A 14,843-nucleotide genomic window follows, 5' to 3' on the forward strand; every position below is an offset into this window, starting at 1 on the left:
GGCCCGACGGCGCCGGGTGGCTGGCGCAGCGAAGTCAAGGAGGAGAGGCGGCGCAGCCGCCTCGGGGGACATGAGCGGAGCCAGCCACCCGGCGACGTCGGGCCTCGAAGGAATGCTGTCGCGAAATGGCGGCGTGAAGCAACGCCCGTCAGACCACCACAGGCTCGGGCTCCAGCAAAATCCCGAACCGCTCATACACGCTGGTCTGGATCGCCTTGGCCAGCGTCATCACCTCACCACCCGTGGCGCCACCCCGGTTCACCAGCACCAGCGCCTGCTTCTCGTACACACCCGCGTTCCCCACACCCCGGCCCTTCCACCCGCAGGCGTCGATCAGCCAGCCCGCCGCCAGCTTGATGCTGCCGTCCGCCATCGGGTAGTGCACCACCTTCGGATCGCGCGCGATGATGTCCGCGCACTGCTCCACACTCACCGTCGGGTTCTTGAAGAAGCTGCCCGCGTTGCCGATCACCGCCGGGTCCGGCAGCTTGGCGCGGCGGATCGCGCAGATCCAGTCGAAGATCTGCCGCGCGTCGGGGTTTGCCATGCCGGTCTCCGCCATCCTGCGTTCCAGGTCCGCATACCCCAGCACCGGCTTCCAGGGCCTGGGCAGCCAGAAGCGCACGCGCGTGATGAGTGCCCGCCCCGCCAGCCCCATGCCCTTCCCGCCCGCCGGCGCGTGCTTGAACACCGAATCGCGATAGCCAAAACCGCATTGCGCGGCATCCAGCGTGAAGCTCTGGCCCGTTTGCAGGTCGATCGCGTCCAGTTCGTGGAAACGGTCCTGCAACTCCACGCCGTACGCGCCGATGTTCTGCACCGGCGAGGCGCCCACGCAACCCGGAATCAGCGCCAGGTTCTCCAGGCCGGGCCAGCCCTGTTCCAGCGTCCAGCCCACCGTGTCGTGCCAGTTCTCGCCCGCGCCGGCTTCCACCAGCCAGCCCCGGGCCGTTTCCTCGAGCAGACGCCGCCCGCGAATTTCCACCTTGAGCACCAGCGGCTTGATGTCCCCCGTGAGCACCAGGTTGCTGCCACCTCCCAGCACGAAAGGCGGCGCCTCGCGTGTGAGTGCGTTCCAGTCGGCGCTGGCCATGAGGCCGATCAGGTCGGCCTCATCGCGCACGCGCACGAGCCGCTGGGCACGCGCGACGATGCCAAAGCTGTTGTACGGCTGGAGCGCCACGTTGTTCTCGACTACCATCCCCGGATTGTCTCACCCACCCTCCCAGGACTGATTGCCATGCCTTCTTTCGACACCGTACTCGAAGCCGATTTCGTCGAGGTGAAAAACGCGGTTGACCAGGTGACGCGCGAGATCGGTACGCGCTTCGACTTCAAGGGCACGGGCGCGGCCATCGAGCTCAAGGAGAAGGAAAAGGAAATCATCCTGCACGGTGACGCCGAGTTCCAGCTCCAGCAGATCGACGACGTGCTGCGCGCCAAGCTCACCAAGCGTGGCGTGGACGCGCGGTTCCTGGACGTCGGCAAGGTCGAGAAGGCCGGCGGCGACAAGGTGAAACAGGTGGTCAAGGTGCGCAACGGCATCAGCACCGAGGACGGCAAGAAGATCCAGCAGGCGATCAAGGGCAGCAAGCTCAAGGTGCAGGGCGCCATCCAGGGCGACGCCGTGCGCGTGACCGGCGCCAAGCGCGACGACCTGCAGGCCGCGATGGCGCTGATCCGCAGCGAGTTGAAGGACCTGCCGCTGTCCTTCAACAACTTCAGGGATTGACTTGAACACCCCCCGCGCCGCCTGCGGCGTCACCCCCCTCCAGGGGGGCTGCACCTGCGGCCCGGCGAAGCCGGTTCCGCGGTGCCTCTGGCAAGGCGCCTTCGCGCTCGCAGTGGGTCTTCTTCTGGCAGGGCCTGCCTCTGCCCAGCAGGTGGCGCTCTCCGGTGTGGCCGGTGGCAAGGCACTGGTGACCATCGATGGCGCCGCCCCGCGCTTCCTGAGCGCGGGCCAGACCCACCAGGGTGTGAAGCTGCTGAGCACCCAGGGCGAGGTGGCGGTGCTGGAAATCAATGGCCAGCGGCAAAGCCTGAGGGTGGGCGATGCGCCGGTCAGCGTGGGCAAAGGCCTGGCCCGCACGGATGATGCGGGCGCGCAGCAGCGCATCGTGCTCACCGCCGATGCGCAGGGCCACTTCATGCCACCGGGCCAGATCAATGGCCGCGCCGTGCAGTTCCTGGTCGACACCGGGGCTTCGCTGGTCATCCTCAGCGCCTCCGATGCGCAGCGCATCAACCTGAATTACCAGAACGGCAGGAAAGTCAGCGTGAGCACCGCCAACGGCAACGTCACGGGCTACCAGGTGAAGCTGGACTCGGTCCGCGTGGGTGAGGCACAGGTCTATGGCGTCGACGCCATCGTGCTGCCCCAGCCCATGGCTTTCGTGCTGCTGGGCAACAGCTTTCTCACGCGCTTCCAGATGCAGCGCCACAACGACCAGCTCACGCTGCAGCGCCGGTTCTGATCAGGGCGCTTTCTGCGCGGCGGTGACGACGATCTCGATCCGCCAGGCCGGGTTGGCCAGCGCGGCCTGCACCGTGGCGCGCGGCGGCGCGGTTCCCGGCACCACCCAGGCGTCCCACACTTCGTTCATCGCGCCGATCTCGCCGATGTCGGCCAGGAAGATCTGCGTGCGCAGAATCCGTGACTTGTCGCTGCCGGCCTCCAGCAGGCGCTGCCGCACCTGCTCCAGCACGTCCTCGGTCTGGCCCCGGATGTCGGTGTCGCCGCGCTCGGGCACCATGCCCGCGAGGTAGACCACGCCGTTGAACACGGCGGCCTCGCTGTAGCGCGTGGCCACGCCGATGCGGGTGATGTGGTGTTCGCTCATGGTTTCTTCGCTCCGAGTCTGCTTTCCTTGCCGGCGATGAGCCGGTTGATGTTCTCCGCGTGCCGCCACACCAGCAGCAGCCCCATCACCGCCAGGCTCAGCACCTGCACGCCGGGCGCGTCCCAGGCCACGCGGTGGCCCAGCAGGAAGAACGCCGGCGCGAACACCGCCGTGACGATGGACGCCAGCGACGAATAGCGGAAGAAGCCGGCGATGATCACCCAGGTCGCCAGCGCGGCCAGGCCCAGCCAGGGCTCGAAGCCGAGGATGACGCCAGCGGCCGTCGCCACGCCCTTGCCGCCCTGGAAACGGAAGAACACCGGATACAGGTGCCCCAGGAAGGCCGCCATCCCCACCAGCGCCACCGTGCCCTCGCCCAGGCCATAGGCCTCGCCCCACCACTTCACGGCGGCCACCGGCAGCCAGCCCTTGAAGGCGTCGAGCAGCAGGGTGACGATGGCCGCGGCCTTGCTGCCCGAGCGCAGCACATTGGTCGCACCCGGGTTCTTGCTGCCATAGGTGCGCGGGTCGTTCAGACCCATGAGGCGGCTGACCAGCACGGCGAACGAGAGCGAACCGATCAGGTAGGCGGCCAGGGTGGCCAGCAGCGGGTAGGTCATTGCCATGGGGCATCTCCTCGTTCTTGTGGATGGCCGCATCCGTGTGCGGCCGAGGGCTGGCTATTCTGCCAGCGCGCAGCTCACCGGCCGGGCGCCCAGCGGATCGCTGAGCACGGCGGGATCGATGCCCACCAGATAGCCCCGGCGTCCACCATTGATCCAGATCTTCGGTTGCTCCAGCACCGTGGCCTCCACCCAGACCGGCATGGCGCGCTTGAGCCCGAAAGGCGAGGTACCGCCCACGAAGTAGCCGCTGTGGCGGTTGGCCACTTCGGGCTTGCAGGGTTCGACAGACTTGGCACCGATCTGCCGCGCGAGGCTCTTCGTGGACACGGTGCGGTTGCCGTGCATCAGCACCGCCAGCGGTTTGCCGGCCTCGTCCTGCATGATCAGGGTCTTCACCACCGCGAACGGGTCGAGCCCCAGCACCTGCGCGCTGTGCTGCGCCCCACCGTGCTCCAGGTACTCGTAGGTGTGCTCGGTGAACGCCACACCATGCGCCCGGAGCCAGGCGGTGGCAGGCGTTTCGCTGACATGTGACTTCTTCGCCAACGTTCAGCTCACTGGGCAGGATCCCTGTGTTCCCAGCGGATCTTGTCGACCGCGGCCAGCAATTCCGGCGAAAGCGTGGTGCCCCAGGCGTCCAGGCATTCATCGAGCTGGGCCAGCGTGGTCACGCCGATGATGGTGCTGGCCACGCGCCAGTTGGTGTAGCAGAAGGCCAGCGCGAGTTGCGACGGCGTCAGGCCGTGCTCGCGCGCCAGCGCGTTGTAGCGCCGCGCGGTGTCCAGTGCCTCGGGGCGGCCCCAGCGCTGCTTGCGCATCGATTCGTAAAGAGCCATGCGGCCCGCGTCGCCGACCAGACCGGTCTGGTCGTACTTGCCGCTGAGCAGGCCGAAGCCCAGTGGCGAATACGCCAGCAGCGACACGCCGAGGCGGTGGCAGGTTTCGTCCAGCCCGTTCTCGTAGCTGCGATTGATGAGGCAGTACGGGTTCTGCACCGTGGCCACACGCGGCAGGCCATGCTGCTCGGCCAGGCGCACGAATTCGTGCACGCCATAGGGCGTTTCGTTCGACAGGCCCACGGCCTTGACCTTGCCCGCCTGCACCAGCGTGGCCATGGCTTCGAGTTGCTCCAGCACCGAAGGCGCGGGCCTGTCCCTGGTGGGGTCGAAGTACAGCGCGCCGAAGGCGGGCACGTTGCGCGCGGGCCAATGGATCTGGTACAGGTCGATCGCGTCGGTCTGCAGGCGCCGCAGGCTGGCTTCGCAGGCCTCGATGATGCCCGCCTTCGACACCTCCGGCCGCAGCCAGGGCATGCCGCGCGCGGGGCCGGCCACCTTGGTGGCCACCACCAGCCTGTCGCGCACACCGGGTTGCTTCGCAAACCAGTTGCCGACGATGGTCTCCGTCGAGCCGCAGGTCTCGGCGCGCGCGGGCACCGAATACATCTCGGCCGCATCGAGGAAGTTCACCCCGCGTTCGAGCGAGCGATCGAGGATGTTGTGGGCGGTGGCCTCATCCACCTGCTCGCCGAATGTCATGGTGCCCAGGCAGATGGGGGTGACCTGCAGCGCGCTGCTGCCCAATGGAACTGTTTTCATGCAAGTATTTGTAACGTCGATCTGACATTGCCGGACGCGCCAGCAGGCGAGGGTATAAGTTTAGAGTGCATCGGCTACACAGGCAGGCCGGTGCTCCGATCTCCGGACCGGCACACGCCATTCCGGCCTTGCCCCATCAACAACACAGTGGAGAAAACACCATGACACGACTCGATACCCGACTGACACGCGGACTCACCGTCACCACGCTGGTGGCGGCCCTGGCCCTGAGCGGCTGCGCCAACATGAGCGAAACCCAGCAGGACTCCGCCAAAGGCGCAGGCATCGGTGCCGTCGCGGGCGTGTTGCTTGGCGCGGCAACGGGTGGTTCCAAGGGCGCGGCCAAGGGCGCCGTCATCGGCGCGGGCGCGGGCGCGCTGGGCGGCTACATCTGGTCGACGCGCATGCAGGAACAGAAGCGCCAGATGGAGGCCGCCACGGCAGGCACCGGCATCGGCGTGAGCCAGACGGCGGACAACCGCCTCAAGCTTGACGTGCCGGCCGACGCCGGCTTTGCCGTCGGCCGCTCCACCGTCAGCCCCACGCTGCAGGGCGTGCTCAACCAGTTTGCCGGCACCCTCAACGCCAACCCCGTGACCGCGATCGCCATAGTCGGTCACACCGACAGCACCGGCAGCGACGCGGTGAACAACCCGCTCTCGTTCGACCGCGCCAACGCCACGCGCGACTACCTCGTGGCGCGCGGCGTGTCCGCCGCACGCTTCGCCACCGACGGCCGCGGCTCGCGCGAACCGGTGGCCGACAACGGCACCGCCCAGGGCCGCGCCGCCAACCGCCGCGTGGAAATCTACGTCGCAGAACCCGCCCAGACCGCCGCACGCTGACACGGCCTCACGCAGTAAAAAGCCCGGCACCGCCGGGCTTTTTCATGGCCGGAGCGAGATCGCCAGTCCAGAGACACCGAGGAACCGGCTCCGCCGGGCCAAGGTGTCGCCCCCTCTTGAGGGGGGTCGCGCGCAGCGCGGCGGGGGGAGCTTCAAAGCTTTGCCATGATGTGCCGCGCCACCGTGTAGTCCTCCAGCGCGTACATCGACATGTCCTTGCCGTAGCCACTGGCCTTCATGCCACCGTGCGGCATTTCGTTCGCCAGCATGAAGTGCGTGTTGATCCAGGTGCAGCCGTACTGCAGCTTGCGCGCCACCCGCAGCGCGCGCGAGACGTCCTGCGTCCAGACCGATGACGCCAGGCCGTACTCGGAATCATTGGCCCAGGTCACGGCCTCGTCAGGGTCGGTGAAGCGCGTGACGGACACCACCGGGCCGAACACCTCGCGGCGCACGATCTCGTCGTCCTGCCGCGCACCGGCAATCACCGTGGGCTCGTAGAAGAAGCCGCTGCCCGCGCGCATCTTGCCTCCGGCCGTGACCTCCATGTGGCCCACCATCTGCGCGCGCTCCACGAAGCTGGCCACCCGGTCGCGCTGGCGGTCGGTGATCAGCGGGCCAAGCTCCACGCCGGCCTCGTCCTGCGTGCCCATCTGGATGGTCTTGACGGCGCTGCTGAGGTCGGCCACCAGCCGGTCGTAGACCTTGGCGCCGGCGTAGAGGCGGCAGGCGGCCGTGCAGTCCTGGCCCGCGTTGTAGTAGCCGAAGGTGCGGATGCCTTCCACCACGGCTTCGATGTCGGCGTCGTCGAACACCAGCACCGGCGCCTTGCCGCCCAGTTCCAGGTGGGTGCGCTTGAGGGTGCCCGTGGCCGCCTGCAGGATCTTGCGGCCGGTGGACACGTCGCCCGTGAGCGAGACCATGCGCACCAGGGGATGCTCCACCAGCGGCTGGCCCACGCTCTGACCGCGACCGCACACCACGTTGAACACACCCTTGGGCAGGATGTCGGCCACCACACGCGCCAGCATCAGCGTGGTCAGCGGCGTCTGCTCGCTGGGCTTGAGCACCACGGTGTTGCCCGCCGCGAGCGCGGGCGCGCACTTCCACGCGGCCATCATCAGCGGGTAGTTCCAGGGCGCGATGGAACCGACCACGCCGATGGGGTCGCGCCGGATCATGCTGGTGTGGCCCGGCAGGTACTCGCCCGCCACCGATCCGGTCATGCAGCGCGCCGCGCCCGCGAAGAAACGGAAGCAGTCGACGATGGCCGGGATCTCGTCTTCCAGCGCGCGCGCGTACGGCTTGCCGCAGTTGAGCGATTCCAGGCGCGCGAACTGCTCGGCGCGCTGCTCGATCGCATCGGCCACCTTCAGCAGCAGGCGCGAGCGTTCCATCGGCGTGGTCTCACTCCAGCTGTCGAACGCGCGGCTCGCGCCCAGCACGGCCTTGTGGATCTGCTCGTACGAGGCCTCCGGCACCTTGGCGATCACCTCGCCCGTGGCCGGGTTGAGCACGCGCTCGGGCTCGCCTTCGCCGGCCACGAACTGGCCATCGATGAACAGCTCGGTCGACATCGGGACCTGGAAATCGGGAGTCTTTCCCATGGTGTTCTCCGTTGGGTGAAATGAGGAATGGGGGACGGGCTCAGCGCCCGCCCGGTTGTTCGTCGGCGCGCGTGAGGTAGTACGCCGCCAGGATCGGAATGAAGGTCAGCGCGATGATGACCACGGCCACCACGTTGGTCACCGGGCGCTGGCGCGGGCGAATGAGTTCCTGCAGCATCCAGATCGGCAGCGTGGTCTGCTGGCCGGCTGTGAAGGTGGTCACGATCACCTCGTCGAAGCTCAAGGCAAACGCCAGCAGGCCACCGGCCAGCAGGGCCGAACCGAGCTGCGGCAGGATCACGTAGCGGATCGTCTGGAAGCTGTCGGCGCCCAGGTCCATGGAGGCCTCGATCAGCGACGGGCTGGTGCGCCGCAGCCGCGCGACCGCGTTGTTGTAGACCACCACCACGCAGAAGGTGGCGTGGCCGACCACGATGGTCCAGAAGCTGAACGGGATCTCGGCCGTGTGGTACGCGGTGCGCAGCGCGATGCCGGTGACGATGCCCGGCAAGGCAATCGGCAGGATCAGCAGCAGCGAGATCGCGTCGCGACCGAAGAAGCGCGTGCGCGCCAAGCCCGCCGCCGCCAGCGTGCCCAGCACCATGGCCAGCGCGGTGGACACCAGCGCCACGCGGAACGACAGGCCGATCGCGTCCCACACGTCCTCGCGCGCCCAGGCCGCTGCAAACCATTGCGTGGTGAGCGCGGGCGGCGGGAAGACATAGCTTTTGTCTTCCGCGCTGAAGGCGTACAGGATGATGAGCGCCAGCGGGATGTGCAGGAACAGCACGCCGGCCCAGGTCGCGGCCTTCAGGCCCCAGCCGGCGCGGGTCGGGTCAGAGCGCATCGAAGGCCCCCAGGCGTTTGGCGATCCACAGGTAGATTCCGATGACGACGATGGGCACGAGCGAGAACGCGGCCGCAAACGGCACGTTGCCCGCCACGCCCTGCTGGCGGTAGACCACCTGCCCGATGAACAGCGTGGAGTCGCCGATCACCTGCGGAATGATGTAGTCGCCCAGCGTGAGCGAGAAGGTGAAGATGGAGCCGGCCGCGATGCCCGGCATGGCCAGTGGAAAAATCACCTGCCAGAACGTGGTGCCTGATCGTGCACCGAGGTCGCTCGACGCTTCGAGCAGCGAGCCGGGAATGCGCTCGATGGCGGCCTGGATCGGCAGGATCATGAAGGGCAGCCACATGTAGACGAAGACGATGAACGTACCCAGGCGCGAGAACGACAGCGAGTTGCCGCCGATGCCGGGCGTGGCCAGCAAGGCGTCGAGCAGCCAGGTCATGTGCACCTCGGCAAGCACCCAGCTGATGGCGCCTTCCTTGGCCAGCAGCAGCTTCCACGCATAGAGTCGCACCAGGTAGCTCGACCACAGCGGCAGCATGACGGCGATGTAGAGCAGCGCCTTTTGCGGCCCGCGTGCGTAGCGCGCCATGTAATAGGCCACCGGAAAGGCAATCACGCCGCAGGCCAGCGTGACGCTGACGGCCATGGCCACGGTGCGCAGCACCACGTCCACGTTGGCCGGTTGTGTCATCTCGCGAAAGTTGTTCAGCGAGAGTTGCGAGCGGTCGACCACGCCGGAGAACTCGTCCAGGGTGAAGAAGCTGTTCGCCAGCAGCGCGAACAGCGAGCCCAGGTACACCACGCCGAACCACAGCAGCGGCGGCCCGAGCAGCGCGGCCAGCAGCAGCCCGCGACGCGTGTAGAGCAGGTCCGACAGCCAGCGCAACGCGCCACCGCGCGGCGGCACGGGCGTGACCACGGGCAGCGCCACGCTCATGGCGCCGCCCCGGCGGTCTGCAGCGGGTGCACCGCGTCGGCCTGCCAGTGCAGGTGCACGGTGTCACCCGGCATCGGCAGCTCGGGATGCAGCTCGGGATTGAGGTCCACCGACACCGCCTCGCCCGCCCAGTCGACCCGCACGCGCGAGAACGAGCCGAAGTACTGCGCGTCGATCACGGCGCCGCTCAGGCGCGCCTGCGGCGCCGCGCCGATGCGGATGCGCTCGGGCCGCAACATCACGCTGTCCACACCCGCGATCTCGCGCGCCCGCGCGCCGTCGAACACATTGGCCGCGCCCACGAACTCGGCCACGAAGCGCGTGGCCGGGCGGTTGTAGATCGCCTGCGGCGCACCCACCTGCTCGAGCCGGCCGTTGTTGAACACGCCGATGCGGTCGCTCATGGACAGCGCTTCGTGCTGGTCGTGCGTGATGAAGAGGAAGGTGATGCCCAGTTGCCGCTGCAAGGCCTTCAGCTCGGTCTGCATCTGCTCGCGCAGCTTCAGGTCCAGCGCGCCCAGCGGTTCGTCGAGCAGCAGCACCTGTGGCTGGTTGATCAGCGCGCGCGCCAGCGCCACGCGCTGCCGCTGTCCGCCCGAGAGCTGGCCGGGGCGGCGCGTGCCCACCCCGGAAAGCCGCACCAGGTCCAGCATCTGCTCGGCGCGGGCATGGCGCTGCGCCTTCTCCATGCCCTGCACCATCAGGCCGTAGGCCACGTTGTCGCGGATGTTCATGTGAGGGAACAGCGCGTAGTCCTGGAACACGGTGTTCACCGGCCGCGCGTACGGCGGCAGGTGCGACACGTCCTGTCCGCCGATCAGGATGCGCCCCGAGGTCGGCAGCGTGAAGCCGCCGATCATGCGCAGGCAGGTCGTCTTGCCCGAGCCCGAAGGCCCGAGCAGGGTGAAGAACTCCCCGCCTTCGATGGTGAGGTCCACGTGATCGACAGCGCGCACGGTCTGTGCGCCGCTGCCGAACACGCAGGACACGCCCTCCAGGGTGACAGCAACAGTCATGTGATCAGCGGCCGCCCAATACAGCGATGTAGTCCGAGACCCACTTGTGGTACGGCACGCAGGCGTTGTTCTGCGTCGTGCACTTGCTCGTTGGCGTCTTCCAGAACGAAATGCGCTCGAAGCTGTTGTAGCCCTGGTTGGCGCAGCCCTGGTCGCCCAGCAGCTTGTTGCCCTTGCAGGCCGCGGGCACCGCGGGCACCGAGCCGAACCAGGCCGCCAGGTCGCCCTGCAGCTTGGTGTTGAGAGAATGCTCCATCCACATGTAGGCGCAGTTCGGGTTCTTCGCCTCGGCGTGCAACATGGTCGTGTCGGCCCAGCCGGTCGCGCCCTCGGTCGGCACCACGGTGGCCACGGGGCGGTTCTTGCTCTTGAGGATGTTGGCCATGAACTGCCAGCTGCTCGACGCCACCACACCTTCGTTGGTGAAGTCGTCGATCTGCACGAAGGCGTCGTGCCAGTACTTGCCCACCAGCTTGCGCTGGCCGCGCAGCAGGTCCAGCGCGGCCTTGTACTGCGCTTCGTTGAGTTCGTACGGGTCCTTGATGCCCAGCGCGGGGTTCTTCTTCATCAGGTAGAGCGCGGCATCGGCGATGTAGATCGGTCCGTCGAAGGCCTGGATGCGGCCCTTGTTGCTCTTGCCATCGGGCAGCGTGGTTTCCTCGAACACCACGTTCCAGCTGGTCGGCGGCTTGTCCTTGAACACCGTGGTGTTGTACATGAGCACGTTCCACCCCCACTGGTAGGGCGTGCCGTAGTGGGTGTTGTTCACGTAGTGCCATGGCGCCTTCTGCAGGCGCGGATCCACCGTCTTGTAGCTGGGGATCAGGTCCACGTTGATGGGCTGCACGCGCTTGCCGGCGATCAGGCGCATGCTGGCGTCGCCCGAGGCGGTCACGAGGTCGAAGCCGCCTTCGTTCATCAGCGCGACCATCTCGTCGGAAGTGCCGGCAGTCTTCACGTTGACCTTGCAGCCGGTCTTCTTTTCGAAATCGGTCACCCAGTCGAAGTTCTTGTCTGTCTGGCCGCGTTCGATGTAGCCCGCCCAGGCCACGATGTCGACCTGGCCTTCGCCTTTGCCAAGTTGTTTCAGGGCCGACTGCGCCTGCGCCATGGGCGCGAGGGTGGCCAGGGTGAGGGCCGTCGTCACGAGACCCGCGACGGTGCGGGCAAGGGGGCGTTGTGCGTGTTTCATGGGTCGATCACCTTCGGTTTGAGAACGGTTTCGGAAACGCAGCCCACCGCCCGGCGGGCCGACTGCAGCGCATCGTAGGAAGGCCGGGCCGTCTTTCAAAATTCAATATTGCTGCGGTAAGCTATCTCGAAAATAGAGAACAAGGGTTTACCCATATCTTTTTTGCACCGCAACAGGGCAACGCCCGGATGAGGTGCGCACCACCATGAACCGCCACATCACGCTCAAGCAGTTCCGCTACTTTCTGGCGGTGGCGGAATCGGACTCCGTGGCCGCGGCCTCGCGCATGCTCAACATCGCGCAGTCGGCGATCACCAAGAGCGTGCTGGAGCTGGAGGACGAGCTGGGCCTGGTGCTGTTCGAACGCAGCCCCAAGGGCATGCGGCTCACGCCCGAGGGCCACCGTTTCCAGGTGAAGGCGCGGCGCGTCATCGGAGCGGTGGCCGACGCCACGCGCGGCGTGTCTCCGGGCGCCACACCGCTGGCCGGCGCGCTCACCATCGGTGTGACCAGCCTGGTGGCGGGTTACTACCTGTCGGAGGTGTTCGCGCGTTTTCGCCGCACCTGCCCGGGCGTGGACCTGCAGGTGGTGGAAGACGCCCCGCCCTTCCTCGAACACCTGTTGATCAACGGCGAACTGGACATCGCGATCATGGTGAGCAACGCGCTGGGCGAGCCGCAGGCGCTGGTGGCGGAGACGCTCACCCGCTCGCCCAATCGGGTCTGGATGGCGGCCGACCACCCGCTGGCCTCGCAGTCCGAGGTGGGTCTGGCCGAGTGCGTGCAGCACGACCTGGTGGTGCTGCAGGCGGACCGCATCGAGTTGCTGATGCGCAGCGTGTGGGCGCGCCATCAGCTCAAGCCGCGCACGGTGTTGCGCACTTCGTCGCTGGAGGCGGTGCGTTCGCTGGTGGGTGTGGGTGCGGGCCTGGCGGTGCTGCCCGATTTTCTGTACCGCCCATGGACGCTGGACGCGGAGCACGTGGAGGTGCGGACCCTGCGCGACGCGGTGCCCACGGTGGATGTGGGGCTGGTGTGGCGGCGGGGTTCTCAACCCCGTGCCGAGGTGCTGGAGTTCATCGAGGTGGCGCGGGATCAGTCCCGGTCTCGGCGTCCTCTGGCTTGAGTCTTCTGTGGTGTTTCACTCAGCGACCTCGCGCTGACGGCTGGCGTGGTCCGCGTTCTCCGGCGCTTGCTCGCGGGCGTCTGCCCGGGCACGCCACCTTCACTTCATCAACACGGCTGCTTCACTCATGCTCTGTGGCAACCGCGAATGGGGCGCCTGCGCCCGCGAACCCCACCATCCGTCGAGAGGTCGGTGCAGGTGAACCTACAAGTGAAAGACATCCCTGCCTCTTTGCTGGCGCACCCTCACACCACTGGGGTCGATGGTGTGGGTGGCCGGGCGCAGGCGCCCCATTCGCGGTTGCCACAGAGGTGGCGTACTCACGCGATGTTGACGAAGGAATTCAGGCGCACCGGGGAAGACGCCCGCGAGCAAGCGCCGGAGAACGGCCACACGCACCAGCGGCCCTGCGCAAACGCCACGCTAGGAAGCAAGACGAGCCCGTTCTTCCTCTTGCAACCGAAGCACCCGCCGCTGCACCTTCCCCGTGGTCGTCATCGGCAAGGCGTCGATGAACTCGATTTCCTTGGGGTATTCGTAGGGCGCGAGCATGCCCTTCACGTGCGCCTGCAAGACCTTCACCAGCGCATCGTTGCCCACATGCCCGGGCGCGAGCACCACATAGGCCTTGACCACCGCGCCGCGCTCGGCATCGGGCTTGGGCACCACCGCCGCGTTCACCACCGCTGAGTGCTTGACCAGGCAGTTCTCGATCTCGCTCGGGCCGATGCGGTAGCCCGCGGCCTTGAACACGTCATCCGCGCGCCCCTGGTACCAGAGGTAGCCGTCGGCATCGCGCGTGGCCAGGTCGCCCGTGCGGCACCAGCTGCTGGCCGGATCGCCGGTGTACTTGGCGCGCGTGGCGCCGTCGTTCTTCCAGTAGCCCAGAAAGAAGATCGGGTCCGGATCACCGTGCACATCCAGGCGGTGGACCGCCACATCGCCGGGCACGCCCACCGGGCATTCGTACCCCGCGTCGTCGATCACCGCCACGCGGTGACCCGGGTAGCCCTTGCCCATGCTGCCAGGGCGTGCCGGCCACAGGCGCGCGCAGTTGCCCACGACGTAGTTGATCTCGGTCTGGCCGAACATCTCGTTGACTGTCACCCCCAGCTGGTCGCGGCAGTAGGCAAACACCGCGTCCCCCACCGCCTCCCCCGCGCTCATGAGCGCCTGCAGCTTCAGGCGGTAGGTTGGCCGCACCTTCGGCACGGCCTTCATCATGGCCTTGAGCGCCGTGGGGAACAGGAAGCTGTGCGTCACGCCGTGGCGCTGCATCAATTCGAAGGCAAGCTGCGGGCTGAAGCGGCCGTTGTGGCCCACGATGGGCCGGCCGAAGTACAGCGTGGGCAGCAGCGCGTCCATCAGGCCGCCGGTCCAGGCCCAGTCGGCGGGTGACCAGAACACCGCTTTCGAGGGCTCCGATGCATTGAAGGGATCGAAGCCGAACCAGTTCTGGCTGCAGACGAAGCCGCTCAGGTTGCCGATGAGCGCGCGGTGCGGAATGAGCGCGCCCTTGGGGTTGCCCGTGGTGCCGCTGGTGTAGATCAGCACCGCGGCCTCGTCGGCCAGCGTGGTGATGGGGGCGAACGCGGCCGGCTCCTGCGCCAGCAGGTCGGCCCAGTCCAGGTCGGCGCGCATGCCTTCGGGCGTGCCGTCGCCGTCCAGGCCGATCACGGCGCGCAGCAGCGGGCAGTTGTCGCGCACGCCCAGCAGCGCGGGCAGCGAAGGCTGGTCGCAGATGGCCACCACGGCTTCGCTGTCGTGCAGGCGGTATTCGAGCGCATCGGGGCCGAACAGCTGCGACAGCGGCATGCCCACCGCGCCCATCTGCAGCACCGCCATGTAGGCCACCGCCGTTTCGAAGCGCTGCGGCAGCACGATGGCCACGCGGTCGCCGCGCTGCACACCGAGCGCCGTCAGGGCGTTGGACAGCCGGTTGGCCTGGTCCATCAGCTCGGCAAAACTGTGTCGGTGGTCGGGCTGGTTCGGGGCGGTGGCGATCACCGCGGTGTGCGATGCCGTCGCGGGCACCTCGGCCCAGCGCCGCATGCAGACTTCGGCCATGTTGAAGTGCGTCGGCACCTCCCAGCGAAAGCGGCGGTGCAGGCTGTCGTACAGGTCGGCGGGCGCCGTGGCGGGCTTGTCTCTGGCTTGACTCGGGCGCATGGCCTGTCTCCATCTCGTTCTCTATGATCGG

The 14,843-nt window shown here is 67.6% G+C and carries 15 protein-coding genes; 4 read left to right on the plus strand and 11 right to left on the minus strand.

Annotation, left to right across the window (positions count from 1 at the left end):
- Window positions 1-148 precede the first annotated feature (148 nt).
- Window positions 149-1,201 carry a UDP-N-acetylmuramate dehydrogenase gene (murB, locus tag K5880_RS16825; RefSeq protein WP_297654884.1) on the minus strand — a complete coding sequence of 351 codons (1,053 nt, stop codon included), beginning with the start codon at window positions 1,199-1,201 and terminating at the stop codon, window positions 149-151.
- 39 nt (window positions 1,202-1,240) lie between these two features.
- Here murB and K5880_RS16830 point away from each other — a divergent pair, with 39 nt between their 5' ends.
- Together K5880_RS16830 and K5880_RS16835 are read left to right on the plus strand one after the other, a co-directional pair.
- Entirely contained in the window at window positions 1,241-1,732 is a 492-nt protein-coding gene (locus K5880_RS16830) for a YajQ family cyclic di-GMP-binding protein (RefSeq protein ID WP_297654887.1), read from the plus strand.
- A gap of 1 nt (window position 1,733) precedes the next feature.
- A complete protein-coding gene (locus K5880_RS16835; RefSeq protein WP_366883144.1) occupies window positions 1,734-2,474 on the plus strand; it encodes a TIGR02281 family clan AA aspartic protease in 741 nt (246 codons plus the stop codon).
- Here K5880_RS16835 and K5880_RS16840 read toward each other — a convergent pair whose 3' ends face one another.
- From K5880_RS16840 to K5880_RS16855, 4 genes are read right to left on the minus strand one after another with little or no spacing between them, the layout of a single operon-like run.
- Window positions 2,475-2,840: a RidA family protein gene (locus K5880_RS16840; RefSeq protein ID WP_297654890.1), complete on the minus strand. Its 366-nt coding sequence runs from the start codon at window positions 2,838-2,840 to the stop codon at window positions 2,475-2,477.
- Window positions 2,837-3,466, minus strand: a complete 630-nt coding sequence (gene plsY / locus K5880_RS16845) for a glycerol-3-phosphate 1-O-acyltransferase PlsY (RefSeq protein ID WP_297654892.1) — start codon at window positions 3,464-3,466, stop codon at window positions 2,837-2,839. The genes K5880_RS16840 and plsY overlap by 4 nt, the downstream gene beginning before the upstream one ends.
- 54 nt (window positions 3,467-3,520) lie before the next feature.
- Window positions 3,521-4,012, minus strand: a complete 492-nt coding sequence (locus tag K5880_RS16850) for an aminoacyl-tRNA deacylase (protein ID WP_297654894.1) — start codon at window positions 4,010-4,012, stop codon at window positions 3,521-3,523.
- Window positions 4,013-4,020: 8 nt separating this feature from the next.
- Window positions 4,021-5,064 carry an aldo/keto reductase gene (locus K5880_RS16855; protein ID WP_297654897.1) on the minus strand — a complete coding sequence of 348 codons (1,044 nt, stop codon included), beginning with the start codon at window positions 5,062-5,064 and terminating at the stop codon, window positions 4,021-4,023.
- A 161-nt stretch (window positions 5,065-5,225) separates the two neighbouring features.
- Between K5880_RS16855 and K5880_RS16860 the strand changes: the two genes are divergently transcribed.
- Window positions 5,226-5,909, plus strand: a complete 684-nt coding sequence (locus K5880_RS16860; protein ID WP_297654900.1) for an OmpA family protein — start codon at window positions 5,226-5,228, stop codon at window positions 5,907-5,909.
- Window positions 5,910-6,061: 152 nt separating this feature from the next.
- On the opposite strand, the gene K5880_RS16865 is transcribed toward K5880_RS16860, so the two are convergent.
- The 5 genes from K5880_RS16865 to K5880_RS16885 all read right to left on the minus strand — a co-directional run bounded on the left by K5880_RS16865 (window position 6,062) and on the right by K5880_RS16885 (window position 11,517).
- Window positions 6,062-7,486 carry a gamma-aminobutyraldehyde dehydrogenase gene (locus K5880_RS16865; RefSeq protein WP_297655192.1) on the minus strand — a complete coding sequence of 475 codons (1,425 nt, stop codon included), beginning with the start codon at window positions 7,484-7,486 and terminating at the stop codon, window positions 6,062-6,064.
- Window positions 7,487-7,556: 70 nt separating this feature from the next.
- On the minus strand, window positions 7,557-8,363 hold the full coding sequence (locus tag K5880_RS16870; RefSeq protein ID WP_297654903.1) for an ABC transporter permease: 807 nt from the start codon (window positions 8,361-8,363) through the stop codon (window positions 7,557-7,559).
- Entirely contained in the window at window positions 8,353-9,309 is a 957-nt protein-coding gene (locus K5880_RS16875) for an ABC transporter permease (RefSeq protein ID WP_297654906.1), read from the minus strand. The genes K5880_RS16870 and K5880_RS16875 overlap by 11 nt, the downstream gene beginning before the upstream one ends.
- Window positions 9,306-10,325 carry an ABC transporter ATP-binding protein gene (locus K5880_RS16880; RefSeq protein ID WP_297654909.1) on the minus strand — a complete coding sequence of 340 codons (1,020 nt, stop codon included), beginning with the start codon at window positions 10,323-10,325 and terminating at the stop codon, window positions 9,306-9,308. Before K5880_RS16880 ends, K5880_RS16875 begins: the two co-directional genes overlap by 4 nt.
- 4 nt (window positions 10,326-10,329) lie before the next feature.
- Entirely contained in the window at window positions 10,330-11,517 is a 1,188-nt protein-coding gene (locus K5880_RS16885; RefSeq protein ID WP_297654911.1) for an ABC transporter substrate-binding protein, read from the minus strand.
- A 205-nt stretch (window positions 11,518-11,722) separates the two neighbouring features.
- On the opposite strand from K5880_RS16885, the gene K5880_RS16890 reads away from it, so the two are divergent.
- Window positions 11,723-12,643, plus strand: coding sequence for a LysR substrate-binding domain-containing protein (locus K5880_RS16890; RefSeq protein WP_297654913.1), 921 nt, complete (start codon window positions 11,723-11,725; stop codon window positions 12,641-12,643).
- 423 nt (window positions 12,644-13,066) lie between these two features.
- Here the strand turns inward: K5880_RS16890 and K5880_RS16895 are convergent, their stop codons facing one another.
- Window positions 13,067-14,812, minus strand: a complete 1,746-nt coding sequence (locus K5880_RS16895) for an AMP-binding protein (RefSeq protein WP_297654916.1) — start codon at window positions 14,810-14,812, stop codon at window positions 13,067-13,069.
- Between the last annotated feature and the right edge of the window lie 31 nt (window positions 14,813-14,843).

Origin of the sequence: Hydrogenophaga sp. (assembly GCF_025699295.1) — a bacterium.
GTDB lineage: Bacteria > Pseudomonadota > Gammaproteobacteria > Burkholderiales > Burkholderiaceae_C > Hydrogenophaga.